Source organism: Lysobacter antibioticus (genome assembly GCF_000731095.1).
GTDB classification, from domain to species: Bacteria; Pseudomonadota; Gammaproteobacteria; order Xanthomonadales; family Xanthomonadaceae; genus Lysobacter; species Lysobacter antibioticus_B.
Map to the genome: position 1 here is coordinate 19,717 of NZ_JMTZ01000079.1, position 15,333 is coordinate 35,049.

The window sequence follows — 15,333 nt, forward strand, 5'->3', positions numbered from 1 at the left end:
GGGGGCGATGTGATTCGCTTGGTCGGGGACTCGGGGACTCGGGGACTCGGGGACTCGGGGACTCGGGAATCGGGAATCGGGAATCGGGAATCGGGAATCGGGAATCGGGAATCGGGAATCGGGGTTCCGGATTCGCGGTGAAGCCTGATATCGGAAGCTCGCTGTTGCCGTTCCCCCTTTGAAAAAGGGGGGTAGGGGGGATTTGCCGTTGCTTCTGCCTTCCGTGCTGCCGCTCAATACAGCTTGCGTTCGCTCTTCGCCGGCGGCGACCACTGGTACAACCAGGTTTCGCTGAGTGCGCCGCTGGCGTCTTTCAAGAACAGGCGCATATCGATCTGTTCGGTCGAATCGCCCTGCGGCACGGCGTCGAACATCACCCGGTAGCCGCCGATCTCGTGCAGCGGCCGGCACGATACGGTTTCGAGTTTGCCGCGGCCGATCTGCAACACCGGTTCGACGGTCGCATTGCGCTTGGCCAGTTCGGCCAGTGGGCCACCGGCGAAGTCGACGGCGAAGCGCGAGGAGAAATAATCGCGCTTGAAGCCGATGCGGCCGCCCAGGCCGGTGCGGGTGGCCACGCAGTGAGCGAGCTTCGGCGTCGCCGGCGGCATCGCGCCCCAGTACAGGCGATAGCCGAACAGCAGTTCCTGCCCGGGCTGCGGCTTGGCGCGCGGGTTCCAGAACGCGACGATGTTGTCGAAGGACTCGTCGACGGTCGGGATTTCCACCAACTGCACCGAGCCCGCGCCCCAGCCTTGCTTGGGTTCGACCCACAGGCAGGGACGCTTCTCGTAGAACACGCCGTCGTCCTGGTAGTGATCGAAGTTGCGGTCGCGCTGCAGCAGGCCGAAGCCGCGCGGATTTTCGTCGGCGAACATGTTGAAACGCAGTTGCGCCGGGTTGCACAGCGGGCGCCAGATCCATTCGCCGCTGCCGGTCCACATCGCCAGGCCGTCGGTGTCGTGGATCTCCGGACGCCAGTCCCAGTCCATGCGGCGGTCGTTCTCGCCGACCTGGTACATGCTCGTGCACGGGCCGAGGCCCATGCGTTCGATGGTCTTGCGCGGGTACAGCGCGCAATCGATGTCCATCAACAGCACGTCGCCGGGAGTGATCGCGAAGCGGTAGGCGCCGGCGATGCTCGGCGAATCGAGCAGCGCATAGACCACCAAGGTGTCCGACTGCGGGTTCGGGCGTTCCAGCCAGTAGGCGGTGAAATCCGGGAACTCCTCGGCGCGGCCGGTGCCGGTGTCGATGGCCAGGCCGCGCGCCGACTGGCCGTACTGGCCTTCGCCGCCGACCGCGCGGAAATAGCTCGCGCCGAGGAAGGCGGCGAAGTCGCGCTCGGGGTCTTTGCGGGTGTTGAGGCGGAAGCCGGCGAAACCCAGGTCGGCCGGCAGCGGCTTGCCGTCCAGGCCGCTGCGGGCGCGGTCGAACATCGCCGGGTCGTAGACGATCTCGCGGGCCTGGCCGCCGTCGACTTCGTACATGCGCACGGCCGATTTGAAAAACAGCCCGAGATGGAAGAACTGCCCCAGGAAACGGGTGTCGTCCTGCGCCCACAGGGCGTGGTCGCGGAGGAAGCGGATCGACTGGTACTGGTCCCAGTTCATCGCTTCCACCGCCGGCGGCAAGGTGGTGCTGCGCGGTGCGTAGGCGCGTTCGGCGAGCGCGCGGGCCTGGCCCTTGAGCGCGGCGAAATCGAAGGGCTGGGCCGGGCCGAGCTTGGTCGCGCCGGGCGCGGCCCAGGCGAGCGCCGGCAAGGGCAAACCGAGGGTGGCCAGGGTGCCGGCCGCGGATTTGAGGAACTGGCGTCGGATCATTGGGGGAAGGCGACGTCGTGGCAACAGGACTGAACATGCTAGCCAATAGCGGCGTGGCGTTGGTTATGCCGGCGTTGAGGGGCCCCATCGCCATGGAGGCAGGCCAGCCGCCTTTCGGTTGCCTTTCCCGCCCAGGGGCGAGGGGGCGGAGAGGGCAGCACCGCCGGCGTCGCCAGGGCTTCCATCGCCCGGCCACGCGCGCCGAAAACCGCCCGCCGCCGAAGCCTCTTAGAATATCGCCATGCTTCGACTCACCGACCTCCGATTGCCGCTGGACCACCCGGCCAGCGCGCTCACCGACGCCATCCTTGCCCGCCTCGGCATCGCCGCGGACGAACTGACCGCCTACACCATCGCCAAGCGCAGCTACGACGCGCGCAAGCGCGGCGGCATCGTGCTGATCTATTCGATCGACGTCGACACGCCGCGCGAGGCCGAGATCCTGCAGCGCCTGCAGGCCGCCGAAACCGCAGCGCTGGCGCAGGATGCGAAGAAGGGCGCGGGCGACGCCGGCAAGGTGCTGCCGACCCCCGACACCGACTACAAGTTCGTCGCCCGTGCGCCGGACACGCTGCCGCTGCGGCCGATCGTGATCGGCATGGGCCCCTGCGGCCTGTTCGCCGGCCTGATCCTGGCGCAGATGGGCTTCCGCCCGATCATCCTGGAACGCGGCAAGGCGGTGCGCGAGCGCACCGTCGACACCTTCGGCCTGTGGCGCAAGCGCGTGCTCAATCCCGAGTCGAACGTGCAGTTCGGCGAGGGCGGCGCCGGCACCTTCTCCGACGGCAAGCTCTACAGCCAGATCAGCGACAAGCTGCATCACGGCCGCAAGGTGTTGACCGAGTTCGTCAAGGCCGGCGCGCCGGAGGAAATCCTCTACGTCAGCAAGCCGCATATCGGCACTTTCCGCCTGGTCTCGATGGTCGAGAACATGCGCGAGACCATCGAATCGCTCGGCGGCGAGATCCGCTTCTCGCAGCGCGTCGAAGACGTGTCGATCGAAGACGGGCAGTTGCGCGGCGTGACCCTCGCCGACGGCAGCGAGTTGCGCGCCGACCATGTCGTGTTCGCGGTCGGCCACAGCGCGCGCGACACCTTCGCGATGCTGCACGAGCGCGGCGTGTTCATGGAGGCCAAGCCGTTCTCGATCGGTTTCCGCATCGAGCACCCGCAATCGCTGATCGACCGCGCCCGTTTCGGGCCGCAGGCCGGCCACGAGATTCTCGGCGCGGCCGACTACAAGCTGGTGCATCACTGCCGCAACGGCCGTTCGGTCTACAGCTTCTGCATGTGCCCCGGCGGCACCGTGGTCGCGGCGGCGAGCGAACCGGGGCGCGTGGTCACCAACGGCATGAGCCAGTACTCGCGCAACGAACGCAACGCCAATGCCGCGATCGTGGTCGGCATCACCCCCGAGGACTACAAGGCCTACGACGCCAGCGGCAGTCCGCTCGCCGGCATCGCCCTGCAGCGGCACTGGGAGGCGCAGGCCTTCGCCCTGGGCGGCGGCGAATACGAAGCGCCGGGCCAGACGGTCGGCGATTTCCTCGCCGGGCGGCCCTCGACCGCGCTCGGCGCGGTGCAGCCCTCGTACACGCCCGGCGTGCGCCTGAGCGACCTGAGCGCGTCGTTGCCCGACTACGCGATCGCGGCGATACGCGAAGCCTTGCCGGCCTTCGACAAGCAGCTCAAGGGCTTCGCCATGCCCGATGCGATGTTGACCGGCGTGGAGACGCGCACGTCGTCGCCGGTGCGCATCACGCGCGGCCCGGACGGCCACAGCCTCAACACCCGCGGCCTGTTCCCGGCCGGCGAAGGCGCGGGCTATGCAGGCGGCATCCTGTCGGCGGCGGTGGACGGCATCAAGACCGCCGAAGCGGTGGCGATGAGCATCATGGCCGGCCTCGGCCGCGCCTGAGACGCGTGTCTTCCAGCCGCGGGCGAGACGGTGGTTGGTTTGTACGGCGATTCCCCAACCATCATCCCCACGAAGGCGAGCTCCAGAGACTTCAGCGCAATGCCTCGGTGAAGCCCTGGGTATTCGGCTCCGCCGAAGTAAAGCGGAGTCTCCCCAGCCCTATCCCCCGATTGCGCAAGCCATGTGCGCAATCGGTCGACCGCGCCGGGCGGGCCCCGGCCATGCCGAATGGCAGGGGGCAGGGCGGACGCGATGGGTAGGATGCGGAATCCTGTCCGTGTTCGCGTCGCCGGAGTCTTCCATGGTTCGTCCGATCCACGCCGTCCTGCCCCTGCTGATCGCCGCGGCCCTGCCGTTCTCCAACGCGGGTGCCCAGACCGCCGCACCGCGCGACCTGCCTTATCCGGGCACCTTGCAGCTCGACGTCGATGCGACCGACCTGGCGCGGCGCGTGCTGCACGTGCGCCAACGCATTCCGGTGCAGCCGGGCGCGCTGACCTTGCTGTTTCCGCAGTGGATCCAGGGCAACCACTCGCCGACCGGACCGATCGACAAGCTCGCCGGTCTGCGCCTGCGCGGCAACGGCCAGACCATCGCCTGGCAGCGCGATCCGCTCGACGTCTATGCCTTCAAGCTGGTCGTGCCCGAGGGCGTGAGCGAGCTGGAGGCGAGCTTCGACATGCTCACCCCCACCGGCGGCAACCAGGGCCGGGTGGTGATGACCGCCGACATGCTCAACGTGCAATGGAACCAGGTCGCGCTGTATCCAGCCGGGTATTACGCGCGCGGCATCCAGATCGTGCCGAGCCTGAAACTGCCGGCCGGTTGGCAGGCGGGCACCGCGCTTGAGCTCGAATCGCGCCAGGGCGACAGCCTGCGTTACCGCTCGGTGCCGTTCGACACCCTGCTCGATTCGCCGGTCTTCGCCGGGCGCCATTTCAAGCAGATCGATCTCGCTCCCGATGCGAAGACGCCGGTGCGCCTGAACGTGGTCGCCGATGCGGCCAAGTACCTGGAAGCCAAGCCCGAGCAGATCAAGCTGCATCGCGAGCTGGTCAGCCAGGCGTTCAAATTGTTCGGCTCGCGTCCGTTCGACCGCTACGATTTCCTGTTCTCGCTGTCGGGCCAGATGAGCGGCATCGGCCTGGAGCATCACCGCTCCAGCGAGAACGGCCTCGACGTCGACTACTTCACCGGCTGGGACGGCGGCAGCGCCATCAGCCGCGATCTGCTCGCGCACGAATTCGCCCACTCCTGGAACGGCAAGTACCGTCGCCCGGGCGGTATCGCCGCGCCCAACTTCAATGTTCCGCTCAGCGACAGCCTGCTTTGGGTCTACGAAGGCCAGACCCAGTATTGGGGTTACGTGCTGACCGCGCGCTCGGGGCTGTGGAAGCCGGAACTCGCGCGCGAGGCGCTGGCGCAGGTCGCCGCGCGCTACAGCCACGACCGTCCGGGCCTGGCCTGGCGCGCGTTGCAGGACACGACCTACGACCCGGTCATCGCCCAGCGCCGGCCCAAGTCGTATACCAGCTATCAGCTCAGCGAGGATTACTACCAGGGCGGGCAGCTGGTGTGGCTGGCGGTCGACGCCAAGCTGCGCGCGCTCAGCGGCGACAAGCGTTCGCTCGACGACTTCGCCCGCGCCTTCTTCGCCGGCGAGAACGGCGACTACCAGGTCAGGCCCTACGAGTTCGAGGACGTGGTCGCCGCGCTTAACGGCGTCGCCGCGTTCGATTGGGCCACGTTCCTGCGCGAGCGCGTCGACGGCAATGCGCCGCCGGTCGACGGTCTGGCCGCGAGCGGTTGGAAGCTGGTGTTCACCGACACGCCCGGCGAGTTCCAGAAACTCGCCGAGGGCGAACGCAAGGCCGTCGATCTCACTTATTCGCTCGGCATGAGCGTGTCGAGCGGAGATTCCTCGGTGGTCAGCGTACGTTGGGACGGCCCGGCCTTCGACGCCGGCATCGCCCCGGGCAACAGCGTGCTCGCGGTCAACGGTTATGCGAGCAGCGGCGAGCGGCTCAAGGACGCGGTCACCGCGGCCAAGGACGGTCAGCACCCGATCGAGTTGCTGATCAAGAACGGCGATGCCATCAAGACCGTGCGCATCGACTACCGCGAAGGCTTGAAGTACCCGAAGCTGGAACGCATCGACGGCACGCCGGATCGTCTGTCGAAGATCTACGCGCCGAAGTAGGGCGATACTTCGGCATCGTCGACGTTCAGGAGGAGACCCAAACCATGTACGGATTGATCGGCAAGATGAAAGCCGTCGCCGGCCAGCGCGATGCCCTGATCGCGATCCTGCTCGACGGCATCGACGCCATGCCCGGCTGCCTCAGCTATGTCGTCGCGCGCGACCCCAAGGACGCCGACGCGATCTGGATCAGCGAAGTCTGGGACAGCCAGGGCAGCCATCGCGCTTCGTTGGCCTTGCCGTCGGTGCAAGCCGCTATCGCGAAGGCGAAACCGATCATCGCCAGTTTCGACGAATACCACGAGACCGAGCCGGTCGGCGGCCACGGCCTGGGCGGCTGCTGAAGCCGGTCAGTCCGTGGCCTACGACGGTGGCGGCGTTTCCGCCGCCGCGCGCCGTCGCCACAGCATGCTGCGCAGCACGCCGTCGCGGCGGATCAGGCCGTGGTACAGCGCCGCCGCGCCGTGCACCAGGATCAAGCCGAACAGCGAATACGCCAGCACCCGATGCAGCCAGCGCAGGCGGGCGAACCAGTCGGCGTCGAACGGCGCGATCGCCGGCAGGCGCAGGCTGTCGCTCAGCATGACCGGATAACCGCCGGCCGAGAGCATCGCCCAGCCGACCAGCGGCAAGGCCAGCATCAGCGCGTACAGCAGCCAATGCGAAGTCTGCGCGGCGATGCGTTGCAACGCCGGAAGATCGGCCGGCAACGGCGGCGGCGCGCGCCACAGGCGCAGGATCAAACGCAGCGTCGCCAGCACCAGGATCGCCGCGCCGAGCGGCTTGTGCAGCGCCAGCAACCAACTGTGCCGCGCCGAGACGCTGGCGACCATGCCCACGCCGACGAACAACATGGTCAGGACCATCGCCGCCATCAGCCAATGCAGCACGCGGGCGGGCCACCAGAACAATTCGGTATCGCGATTCATGGCGCTTGCTCCTGTGCGTGAGCGGTGGCGCCGCCGGCCTGCTCGGCGGTGCGGCGACGATAGGATTCGGCATAGGCCGACGAGCGCGCCGGCAGCAGCGGGTCGTCGGACGCGGCGATGCCCGCCGGCAGGATCAGCGGATCGAAGTTGATGTCGCGGCACGCGCCGTGGTCTTGCGATTCGCTGCGTTCGATCACCACCGTGCCGGCGTCGATCTCGACACGATCCTGCGGCCAGATCCGGGTCGCATCGGCGGTCGGGTCGCCGGCCTGGCCCAGGGTCACCAACAGGCGCCAACGTAGCGGGCCTTGCGCCAAGCGTCGGTTCAACTCGCCGTCGAGGTAATCCTGCGGTGGCGCCACGGGCGCGTTGCCCGCAGGGCGGTTGTCGGCGGCGACGCGCCAGCGCACCGCCTGGCGCGTGCCGGCGGCATCGATGAAGTAGAACGCGTTGAGGCCGTAGTAGCTTTCGGTGGCGTAGCTCGCCGACGGCTTGTGGTTCTTGGCCCAGGCGCGGAAGGCCGCGGTTTCCGGATGCGCGGCGAAGAACGCGGCCTGCTTGGCCGGGTCGGGCTTGCCGGTGGCGGGATCGGGCCGGCCCGCCGCCAGTTGCTCGTAGAACGCCTGCGGCGTGGCGACTGGAAACACCGGCATGCTGTTCATGCCGGTGCGCCACTGCTGGCCGTCGGCCTGGGTCAGGCGCAGGGCGAGGCTGCGGATGGGCACACCGAAATCCGGCGCATGCGGGTTGCCGCCGGGAATCGCGAAGCGGCCGACCAGGGGCGTGCGGCCGGGCGCGAACAAGGCCGCCTTCGAATGTCGGGCGGCGCTGCCGTTGCTGTCGAAATGGCCGATCACGCAGACGCCCTTGGCGTGGTTGCGGCGATAGCCCGGATGCAGGCCGCCGTTGACCTGCAGGCGGTCGACGATGCGTTGCGGGGTGAGCCGGTGCGGGTCGAGCCAACCGCCTACATAGCCGAACGCGGCGGCGACGCCGGTCACGGCGGCGGCGATCAGGGCCCAGCGTGCGAGCGGGAAGGGCGGTCGACGGGGGCGGTCGGTCGGGTCGGGCGGTGGCGTGGGCGAGGACATGCGGGCACTCGGGTTGGGGAGGCGGGGCGGGGTTCTCTGGGTACGACGCGCGCCAGCGGGGTTTATTCCCGGGCCGCGGAATAAACTGCGGCCAGCGGCGTCCCATTTAGAGATTCCCCGACCTGCCTCCACGGACCGCCCATGCCCGCCAGCGACCTCGACAGCGCCCTGCGCGAACAACTGCCCTCGCTGCGGCGGTTCGCGCGCTGGCTCGCCCGCGATCCGCATGCCGCCGACGACCTGGTCCAGGCCGCGCTGGAACGGGCGATTTCCGCTTGGAGCAAACGCCGCGACGCGCAGGCGTTGCGGCCGTGGCTGTTCGCGATCGTGTACCGCCAATTCCTCGACGGCCAACGCCGCTCGCAACGTTATGCCGGTCTGTTGTCGCGGCTCGGCATCTCCCACGACAGCCAACCGTCGGCCGAGCGCGAAGTCCTCGCGCGTTCGACCCTGGAAGCGATGCAGCGCCTGCCGGTCGAACAACGCAGCCTGCTGCTGTGGGTTTCGGTCGAGGGACTCAGCTACCAGGAAGTCGCCGACATTCTGCAGGTGCCCATCGGCACGGTCATGTCGCGTTTGTCGCGCGCACGCGACGCTCTGCGCCGGCTCAGCGACGGCGAAACCCCGGCGTCGCCGCTGAGATTGTTGAAGACACCTGCCGCAACGAAGTCGACCCCATGATCACCACGCCGAGCGAGTACGAAATCCACGCCTATGTCGACGGCCTGCTCGACGGCGAGCGCCGCGCCGCGTTCGAGGCCTGGCTTGCGCAGCATCCCGAACGCGCCGCCGAGATCCAGGCCTGGCAGCGCGATGCGCAACTGCTGCGCGCGGCGCTGGCCGGCGAAACCGTGGCGGCGCCGGCCGGGCCCGATCCGGCGCGCCTGGACCCCATGCGCTTGCGTGCCGGCCTCGCGCGTCGGCGCAACGCGCGCTACGCGATGGCCGCGGCGGTGCTGTTGAGTCTCGGCGTCGGCGGCATCGGCGGATGGCAGGCGCGCGACTGGCGCGGCACCGCGCCGGCGGCGGCGATGGCGCCGATGGGCGATGCGATCCAGGCGCACCGTTTGTTCGCCTCGCGCCACGATCTGCGGCCCGATCGGGCGGCGCGCGGCGGCGACCTGCAAGGCTGGCTCGATACGAATTTCCGCGAACCGATGCGCCTGCCCGATCTGAGCGGGGCGGGGTTCCGCCAGGTTGGCGCACGCCTGCTTGCGACTGAACAGGGCGCGGCCGCCCTGGTCGTCTACGAAGACGCCGGCGGTAACGCAATCAGCTTCTATATCCGGCCGCCGGGCCCGCGCCGCCACCTGCTGCCGCGCGGCGACCGCCGCGACGGCGACTTGCTCACACAGTACTGGTCGCGCGGGGGGTACAACTATGCGATGGTGAGCAGCGGGGAATCGGCGGATGTCGTCAGGCGCGCGCTGGATGGCGCGATCTGACAGAACTCAGGAAAGGCCATGACGATGATCTCTACGGATATGCAGGAAACGCGCAACGCGTTCGGAACGTTTCTACGCTCGTTGGCGGAAGGCATGGCGACGCAGCAGGACTGGCGCCGCTTCACGATCGCGCACTATCACGATCCCACTCTGGAAGCGGCGCGGATCGAACTGGTCCGCGCCTCGCAGCACGAATCGGAAATGCCGACCGAGTCGTCGAAGGTGCAGGACCTGGCGAGCGAGATCGATCGCCGCTTCAGCAGCTGAAAAACCATAAGCCTTCGCCATAAGCCGTCGCCATAAGTCTTCATCGGTGCGATGAAGGTCGTACGACAAGCAGGTTCGCGCAACAAAAAAGCCCCGCATGCGGGGCTTTTTGTTTTCATGCCGGCGAGCTTCAGGCCGCTTGCACGATCCGCAAGGGATTGCGGTATTCCTTCAGCAACTCGGCCTCGCGCTCCTTGGCCTTGTGCAGGTGCGCTTCCTTGACGTGGCCGTAGCCGCGGATGTGCTCGGGGACGCTGGCGATCTCGGCGGCCAGATCGACGTTGCCGCCGTCCAGGGTCGCCAGCAGGCCGGTCACGGTCTGCTCGTAGTCGGCGATCAGCTGGCGCTCCATCTTGCGCTCTTCGGTGTAACCGAAGATGTCGAGCTTGCTGCCGCGCAGCTTGCGCAACTTCGCCATCCACTTGAACGCGGTGAACACCCAGGGGCCGAATTCCTGCTTGATCAGACGGCCCTGGTCGTCCTTCTTGGCCAGCAACGGCGGGGCGAGGTGGAACTTGAGCTTGTAGTCGCCGTCGAACTGCTGCTCCAGCTTGCGCTGGAAATCGCCGCTGGTGTACAGGCGCGCCACTTCGTACTCGTCCTTGTAGGCCATCAGCTTGAACGAATAACGCGCGACTGCCTCGGCCAGGTCGGTCGAGCCCGGCGCCTTGGCCTGCTCGGCTGCGCGCACCTTGGCGACGAAGTCGGCGTAACGCTTGGCGTAGTTCGCGTCCTGGTAATCGGTGAGGAAGGCGATGCGGCGCGAGATCAGTTCGTCGAGCGAACGCGACAGGCGCAGGTCGTCGAGCGGCAGGAAGGCGACGTTGTCGCTGTCGGCGTTCGCAGGCACATGCCGCAGTTCGTCTTCGTTGCGGGTCGCGCGCGGGGCCGAGGTCGCGCCCCATTCGTTGCCTTCCCATTCGCCCGGCGCCAGGTGCGGCAGGGCGTGCGGCGTCGCTTCGGCGGCGGTCGGCGCGTTGCGCACCAAGCCGGCGGCTTCGGCGACTGCCTTCGGGTCGATCGCGGCCAGGCGGCCCCAGGCGAACGCGGTCTTGTTCATCTCGATCGCGGCGCCGTTGAGCTCGACCGCGCGCATCAGCGCATCGAACGAGATCGGCACCAGCGCGCGCTGCCAGGCGTAGCCGAGGATGAACAGATTAGTCGCGATAGCGTCGCCGAGCAGCGCGGTGGCGAGCTGAGTGGCGTCGACCAGCAGCGGCTCTTCGCCGCCCAGCGCCTGACGCACCGCGGCGACGATGTCGGCGGCGGGGAACTGCATGTCCGGACGGGTGGTGAAGGTGCCCGGCATCGCTTCGTAGGTGTTGAGCACGACCGCGCTGCGGCCGGCGCGCACCTTCGACAGCGCCCAGTAGTCGTTGACCACGACCATGTCGCAGCCCAGCACCAGGTCGGCTTCGCCTGCGGCGATGCGCACGGCGTGGATGTCGGCCGGAGTCTTGGCGATGCGGATGTGGGTGGTGACCGCGCCGCCCTTCTGGGCCAGGCCGGTCTGGTCGAGCACGCTCGCGCCCTTGCCTTCCAGATGGCCGGCCATGCCGAGCAGGGCGCCGATCGTCACCACGCCGGTGCCGCCGACGCCGGTGATGAGGATATTCCAGGGCGTGTCGAGCGCCGGCAACTGCGGCGCCGGCAGGTTCTGCAGGCGGTCCTTGGCCGAGGAGCCCTTCTTCTTCTTGAGTCCGCCGCCTTCGACGGTGACGAAGCTCGGGCAGAAGCCGTTGACGCAGGAATAGTCCTTGTTGCAGTTCGACTGGTCGATCTCGCGCTTGCGGCCGAACTCGGTTTCCTTCGGCAGCACCGAGACGCAGAACGACTTCTTGCCGCAGTCGCCGCAGCCTTCGCAGACCAGGGTGTTGACCATCACGCGCTTCTGCGGGTCGACCATCTTGCCGCGCTTGCGGCGGCGGCGCTTCTCGGTCGCGCAGGTCTGGTCGAAGATCAGCACGCTGGTGCCCTTGACCTCGCGCAGGCGCTTTTGCACCGCGTCGAGTTCCTTGCGGTCGTGGAACTCCATGTCGCTGGGGAAGATCTCGCGCTTGTTCCACTTGGCGATGTCGTCCGACAGCAGGACGATGGTGTGCACGCCTTCCGAACGCACCTGGTGGGCGATCTGCGGCACCGACAGGGTGCCGTCGACGGGCTGGCCGCCGGTCATCGCGACCGCGTCGTTGTAGAGGATCTTGTAGGTGATGTTGACGCCGGTGGCGACCGACTGGCGGATCGCCAGCGAGCCGCTGTGGAAATAGGTGCCGTCGCCGAGGTTCTGGAACACGTGCTCGGTGTCGGTGAACGCCGATTGGCCCGACCAGGTCACGCCTTCGCCGCCCATGTGGGTGAAGGTGTTGGTGTCGCGGTCCATCCAGGTGACCATGTAGTGGCAGCCGATGCCGCCGAGCGCGCGCGAGCCCTCCGGCACCACGGTCGAGGTGTTGTGCGGGCAGCCCGAGCAGTAATGCGGCACGCGCGGGAACGAGGCGCGCGGCAGGGCGAGTTCGCTTTCCTTCTCGGCCATCCAGCGCAGCACGTTCTCCATGTGCTCGGAGTTGTGGAAGCGCTGGATGCGGCGCGCGATCACGCCGGCGATGCGGGCCGGGGTCAGCTCGCCGGTCGAGGGCAGGATCCACTCGCCGCTCTCGTCGTACTTGCCGACGATCGACGGACGGCGCTCGCCGTCCCAGTTGTACATCGATTCCTTCATCTGGCTTTCGATGAAGGCGTGTTTCTCCTCGACCACCAGGATGTCGTCGAGGCCGCGCGCGAACGCGCGCAGGCCGACCGGCTCCAGCGGCCAGGTCATGCCGACCTTGTAGACGCGGATGCCGAGGTCGGAGCAGGCGCGTTCGTCCAGGCCGAGGTATTCCAGCGCCTGCAGCACGTCGAGATAGCTCTTGCCGGTGGTGATGATGCCCAGGCGCGCGTTCGGCGAATCGATCACGGTGCGGTCGATGCCGTTAGCGCGGGCGAAAGCCTGCGCGGCCTTCACCGCGTACTGGTGCAGGCGCATCTCCTGGTCCATCGGCGGATCCGGCCAGCGGATGCTCAGGCCGCCCGGCGGCATGACGAAGTCGTCGGGGGTGACGATCTGCAGCGCCAGCGGATTGACGTCGACCGAAGCCGAGGACTCGACGGTTTCGGCGATGGTCTTGAAGCCGACCCAGCGCCCGGTGAAGCGCGACATGGCCCAGCCGATCAGGCCCATGTCGAGGATGTCCTGCACGCCGGCCGGGTTCAGGATCGGCATCATCGCGCTGGTGAACTCGCCTTCCGAGCCGTGCGGCAGGGTCGAGGAGCGGCAGGCGTGGTCGTCCGCGGCCAGGGCCAGGACGCCGCCGTACTTGCTGGTGCCGGCGGCATTGGCGTGCTTGAACACGTCGCCGGTGCGGTCCACGCCGGGGCCCTTGCCGTACCACATGCCGTACACGCCCTCGACCTTGGCGCCGGGGAACAGGTTGGTCTGCTGGGTGCCCCAGACCATGGTCGCGCCCAAGTCCTCGTTGAGGCCCGGGGTGAACTTCACCCCCGAGGCTTCCAGGTACTTGCGCGCGCGCCACAGCTCCAGGTCGAAACCGCCCAGCGGCGAGCCGCGGTAGCCGGAGATGAAGCCGGCGGTATTGAGGCCGGCGGCCTGATCGCGCAGCCGCTGCATCAGCGGCAGGCGCACCAGCGCCTGCACGCCGCTCAGGTAGATGCGGCCTTCCTGACGGGTGTACTTGTGATCGAGCGAATAGTCCGTATCGAGGACGCTGTTGGTCAGGTCGGTATTCGCCGACGAAGGCGAGCTGAGTTCTGCGGTGCTGGTCATGGGCGGGCTCTCGCGGCGGTGCCGCGGGTTGGCTGGCGGGGCGGGACGGCATCCCGGCCGGGACGGCGGTGGCGCGCCGGGGCCCGAGCAAAGACTCGGAATTATAGCCTTTAGGCCCAATCGCGCCGTGAGCCGGGCGGTAAGCCCGAACGAGTGTGACGGTCGGCGCGGCCGTCGTGCCGGCGTACCTGGGCGTATTGCCGGGGAGATTGACGGATGCTGCGCCGTTCAGCAGCATCGCGCGGCTTCGAGCCTCGTCGTCGGGCGCCCATCCGGAGAGCCCGTGGCTCAAGACCTTTACTGCTGGCGCTGCGACCGCGTCGTGCCGATGCTGACCGAACCCGAATGGGAGCGGATGGCGCCGGCCCTCGACGAGGCCGTCGCCGAAGTGCAGCGCTACCGCGTCTCGACCGCGAGCTCGCTGCAGGCCGCCTTGGCCCAGCCCCACGGCCGCGACGCGCTCAAGCTGTACTACCGGATGACCGGGCAGCTCGAAACCAAGCCCGACGCCATCCGTCACCATCGCCTGTCCCTGTACGGCCCGCCGTGCGCGCATTGCGGCAAGCCGCTGCGCACGCCGCGCGCGAGTCACTGCGCCGCCTGCGGTGCGATGCGGGCCGAGGCTGCGGCCGAGTAGTGCCGGATCGGTTCGAGTGTCGCCACCGCGTCGATTTTGCTGGGCGGATCGCGATGATCGCCGCCGGTGAGCGCCGAGTCCCAAGATGCGGGGCCACGTTTGAGAGCCGCATCGCCGAACAGTTACAGTCGGGCGATGACCGCCTTCGACCAAGTCACCCTGACCACGCAACGCCTGTTGTTGCGACCGCTCGCCGCCGCCGATGCTGGCGCCCTGATGGCGATCTATGCCGATCCCGAAGTGATGCGCTACGGCAGCTCGCCGCCCTGGGATTCGATCGAGAAAGCCGATGCGCAGATCGTCCGCGACCGCGAGGCGATGGCCGCCGGCCATTTCCTGCGCCTGGGCCTGCAGCGGGTCGACGACGGCGCGCTGATCGGCACCTGCACATTGTTCAATCTCGACCCGCCGTGCCGGCGCGCCGAGATCGGCTATGCCCTGGCCGTGTCGGCCTGGTCGCGCGGCTACATGCGCGAAGCCCTGCCGGCGCTGATCGATTTCGGTTTCGAGGCGATGGACCTCAACCGCATTGAAGCCGACATCGACCCGCGCAACACCGCCTCGACCAAGAGCATCGAGCGACAGGGGTTCGTACGCGAGGGCTATCTGCGCGAGCGCTGGATCGTGCAGGGGGTGTTTTCAGATACGGCCTTGTATGCGCTGTTGCGCAGCGATTGGCAGGCGCAGCGTCGCAAGGCGGCTTCGGGGTAGGGGGCGATCGCGCTTCTCATGTTCGCACCGTCGCTCCATGTGACCCCAGGGTAGGAGCGACGTAAGTCGCGACCGTGTTGCTTCGACCCCGCGACGCTAGCCAAGATACTCTGTAGGAGCGGCGTAAGCCGCGACCGCGTCCTCTCATTCTCGCGTTGTCACTTCGTATCGTGTCAGGGTAGGAGCGACGCAAGTCGCGACCGCGTTGCTTCGGTCTTGCGACGCTGCTTGGTCCAGGCGATTTTTTTGCCGTTGCCGTTGCCGTTGCTGTGTGCAGCTTCGCACTAGCGAAGGCGATAGAAGACCCGGAGGGCGGCGCGCAGGGGTGCGGGCCGTTTTTCATCGGGACATGGATGTCCCGTATGAAAAATCCCAGCGTCGGCACCGTTCGTGCGGGCTTGTGATTCACGGAAAAGCATTTTTCTTTGGTTATCTTTCTTTTGTTGCTTATGACAAAAGAAAGTAACCCGCCGCTTTAGTGGCGGAAGC

At 67.8% G+C, this 15,333-nt stretch carries 13 protein-coding genes; 8 read left to right on the plus strand and 5 right to left on the minus strand.

All coding sequences use genetic code 11. The annotated features are described in order from the left end of the window. Window positions 1–233 precede the first annotated feature (233 nt). Window positions 234–1,823: a glucan biosynthesis protein gene (locus EX88_RS0119385; protein WP_036149523.1), complete on the minus strand. Its 1,590-nt coding sequence runs from the start codon at window positions 1,821–1,823 to the stop codon at window positions 234–236. Window positions 1,824–2,064: 241 nt separating this feature from the next. Between EX88_RS0119385 and EX88_RS0119390 the strand changes: the two genes are divergently transcribed. The 3 genes from EX88_RS0119390 (at window position 2,065) to EX88_RS0119400 (ending at window position 6,285) form a co-directional block, all read left to right on the plus strand. Then, window positions 2,065–3,741, plus strand: a complete 1,677-nt coding sequence (locus tag EX88_RS0119390; protein WP_031373640.1) for an NAD(P)/FAD-dependent oxidoreductase — start codon at window positions 2,065–2,067, stop codon at window positions 3,739–3,741. A 301-nt stretch (window positions 3,742–4,042) separates the two neighbouring features. After that, entirely contained in the window at window positions 4,043–5,941 is a 1,899-nt protein-coding gene (locus EX88_RS0119395) for a M61 family metallopeptidase (RefSeq protein WP_031373641.1), read from the plus strand. 44 nt (window positions 5,942–5,985) lie between these two features. Continuing rightward, on the plus strand, window positions 5,986–6,285 hold the full coding sequence (locus tag EX88_RS0119400; protein ID WP_031373642.1) for a putative quinol monooxygenase: 300 nt from the start codon (window positions 5,986–5,988) through the stop codon (window positions 6,283–6,285). 18 nt (window positions 6,286–6,303) lie between these two features. On the opposite strand, the gene EX88_RS0119405 is transcribed toward EX88_RS0119400, so the two are convergent. Then, window positions 6,304–6,870 (minus strand): cytochrome b, encoded by a 567-nt coding sequence (locus EX88_RS0119405; protein ID WP_036149527.1) that lies wholly within the window; start codon window positions 6,868–6,870, stop codon window positions 6,304–6,306. Next, window positions 6,867–7,961 (minus strand): catalase family peroxidase, encoded by a 1,095-nt coding sequence (locus tag EX88_RS0119410; protein ID WP_051885332.1) that lies wholly within the window; start codon window positions 7,959–7,961, stop codon window positions 6,867–6,869. Before EX88_RS0119410 ends, EX88_RS0119405 begins: the two co-directional genes overlap by 4 nt. 141 nt (window positions 7,962–8,102) lie before the next feature. Here EX88_RS0119410 and EX88_RS0119415 point away from each other — a divergent pair, with 141 nt between their 5' ends. From EX88_RS0119415 to EX88_RS26185, 3 genes are read left to right on the plus strand one after another with little or no spacing between them, the layout of a single operon-like run. Continuing rightward, window positions 8,103–8,642: a sigma-70 family RNA polymerase sigma factor gene (locus EX88_RS0119415; RefSeq protein WP_031373645.1), complete on the plus strand. Its 540-nt coding sequence runs from the start codon at window positions 8,103–8,105 to the stop codon at window positions 8,640–8,642. Beyond that, window positions 8,639–9,406: an anti-sigma factor family protein gene (locus tag EX88_RS0119420; RefSeq protein ID WP_031373646.1), complete on the plus strand. Its 768-nt coding sequence runs from the start codon at window positions 8,639–8,641 to the stop codon at window positions 9,404–9,406. The genes EX88_RS0119415 and EX88_RS0119420 overlap by 4 nt, the downstream gene beginning before the upstream one ends. Window positions 9,407–9,424: 18 nt before the next feature. After that, window positions 9,425–9,673, plus strand: a complete 249-nt coding sequence (locus EX88_RS26185) for a hypothetical protein (protein WP_144436312.1) — start codon at window positions 9,425–9,427, stop codon at window positions 9,671–9,673. Between the two features lie 130 nt (window positions 9,674–9,803). On the opposite strand, the gene EX88_RS0119430 is transcribed toward EX88_RS26185, so the two are convergent. Further along, window positions 9,804–13,496 (minus strand): indolepyruvate ferredoxin oxidoreductase family protein, encoded by a 3,693-nt coding sequence (locus EX88_RS0119430; RefSeq protein ID WP_031373647.1) that lies wholly within the window; start codon window positions 13,494–13,496, stop codon window positions 9,804–9,806. 283 nt (window positions 13,497–13,779) lie between these two features. Here EX88_RS0119430 and EX88_RS0119435 point away from each other — a divergent pair, with 283 nt between their 5' ends. Together EX88_RS0119435 and EX88_RS0119440 are read left to right on the plus strand one after the other, a co-directional pair. Further along, complete coding sequence (locus EX88_RS0119435; RefSeq protein ID WP_031373648.1) at window positions 13,780–14,133, plus strand: hypothetical protein; 354 nt, start codon at window positions 13,780–13,782, stop codon at window positions 14,131–14,133. Window positions 14,134–14,268: 135 nt separating this feature from the next. After that, window positions 14,269–14,844 (plus strand): GNAT family N-acetyltransferase, encoded by a 576-nt coding sequence (locus EX88_RS0119440; protein WP_031373649.1) that lies wholly within the window; start codon window positions 14,269–14,271, stop codon window positions 14,842–14,844. A gap of 284 nt (window positions 14,845–15,128) precedes the next feature. Here the strand turns inward: EX88_RS0119440 and EX88_RS27215 are convergent. Further along, window positions 15,129–15,333 (minus strand): hypothetical protein (locus tag EX88_RS27215; protein ID WP_235186353.1); only part of this gene is annotated, 205 nt, incomplete at its 5' end.

Bases quoted from the DNA above. Each gene is read 5' to 3' on its own strand.
- EX88_RS0119385 (WP_036149523.1), bottom strand. From the start codon at position 1,823: ATGATCCGACGCCAGTTCCTCAAATCCGCGGCCGGCACCCTGGCCACC.
- EX88_RS0119390 (WP_031373640.1), top strand. From the start codon at position 2,065: ATGCTTCGACTCACCGACCTCCGATTGCCGCTGGACCACCCGGCCAGC.
- EX88_RS0119395 (WP_031373641.1), top strand. From the start codon at position 4,043: ATGGTTCGTCCGATCCACGCCGTCCTGCCCCTGCTGATCGCCGCGGCC.
- EX88_RS0119400 (WP_031373642.1), top strand. From the start codon at position 5,986: ATGTACGGATTGATCGGCAAGATGAAAGCCGTCGCCGGCCAGCGCGAT.
- EX88_RS0119405 (WP_036149527.1), bottom strand. From the start codon at position 6,870: ATGAATCGCGATACCGAATTGTTCTGGTGGCCCGCCCGCGTGCTGCAT.
- EX88_RS0119410 (WP_051885332.1), bottom strand. From the start codon at position 7,961: ATGTCCTCGCCCACGCCACCGCCCGACCCGACCGACCGCCCCCGTCGA.
- EX88_RS0119415 (WP_031373645.1), top strand. From the start codon at position 8,103: ATGCCCGCCAGCGACCTCGACAGCGCCCTGCGCGAACAACTGCCCTCG.
- EX88_RS0119420 (WP_031373646.1), top strand. From the start codon at position 8,639: ATGATCACCACGCCGAGCGAGTACGAAATCCACGCCTATGTCGACGGC.
- EX88_RS26185 (WP_144436312.1), top strand. From the start codon at position 9,425: ATGACGATGATCTCTACGGATATGCAGGAAACGCGCAACGCGTTCGGA.
- EX88_RS0119430 (WP_031373647.1), bottom strand. From the start codon at position 13,496: ATGACCAGCACCGCAGAACTCAGCTCGCCTTCGTCGGCGAATACCGAC.
- EX88_RS0119440 (WP_031373649.1), top strand. From the start codon at position 14,269: ATGACCGCCTTCGACCAAGTCACCCTGACCACGCAACGCCTGTTGTTG.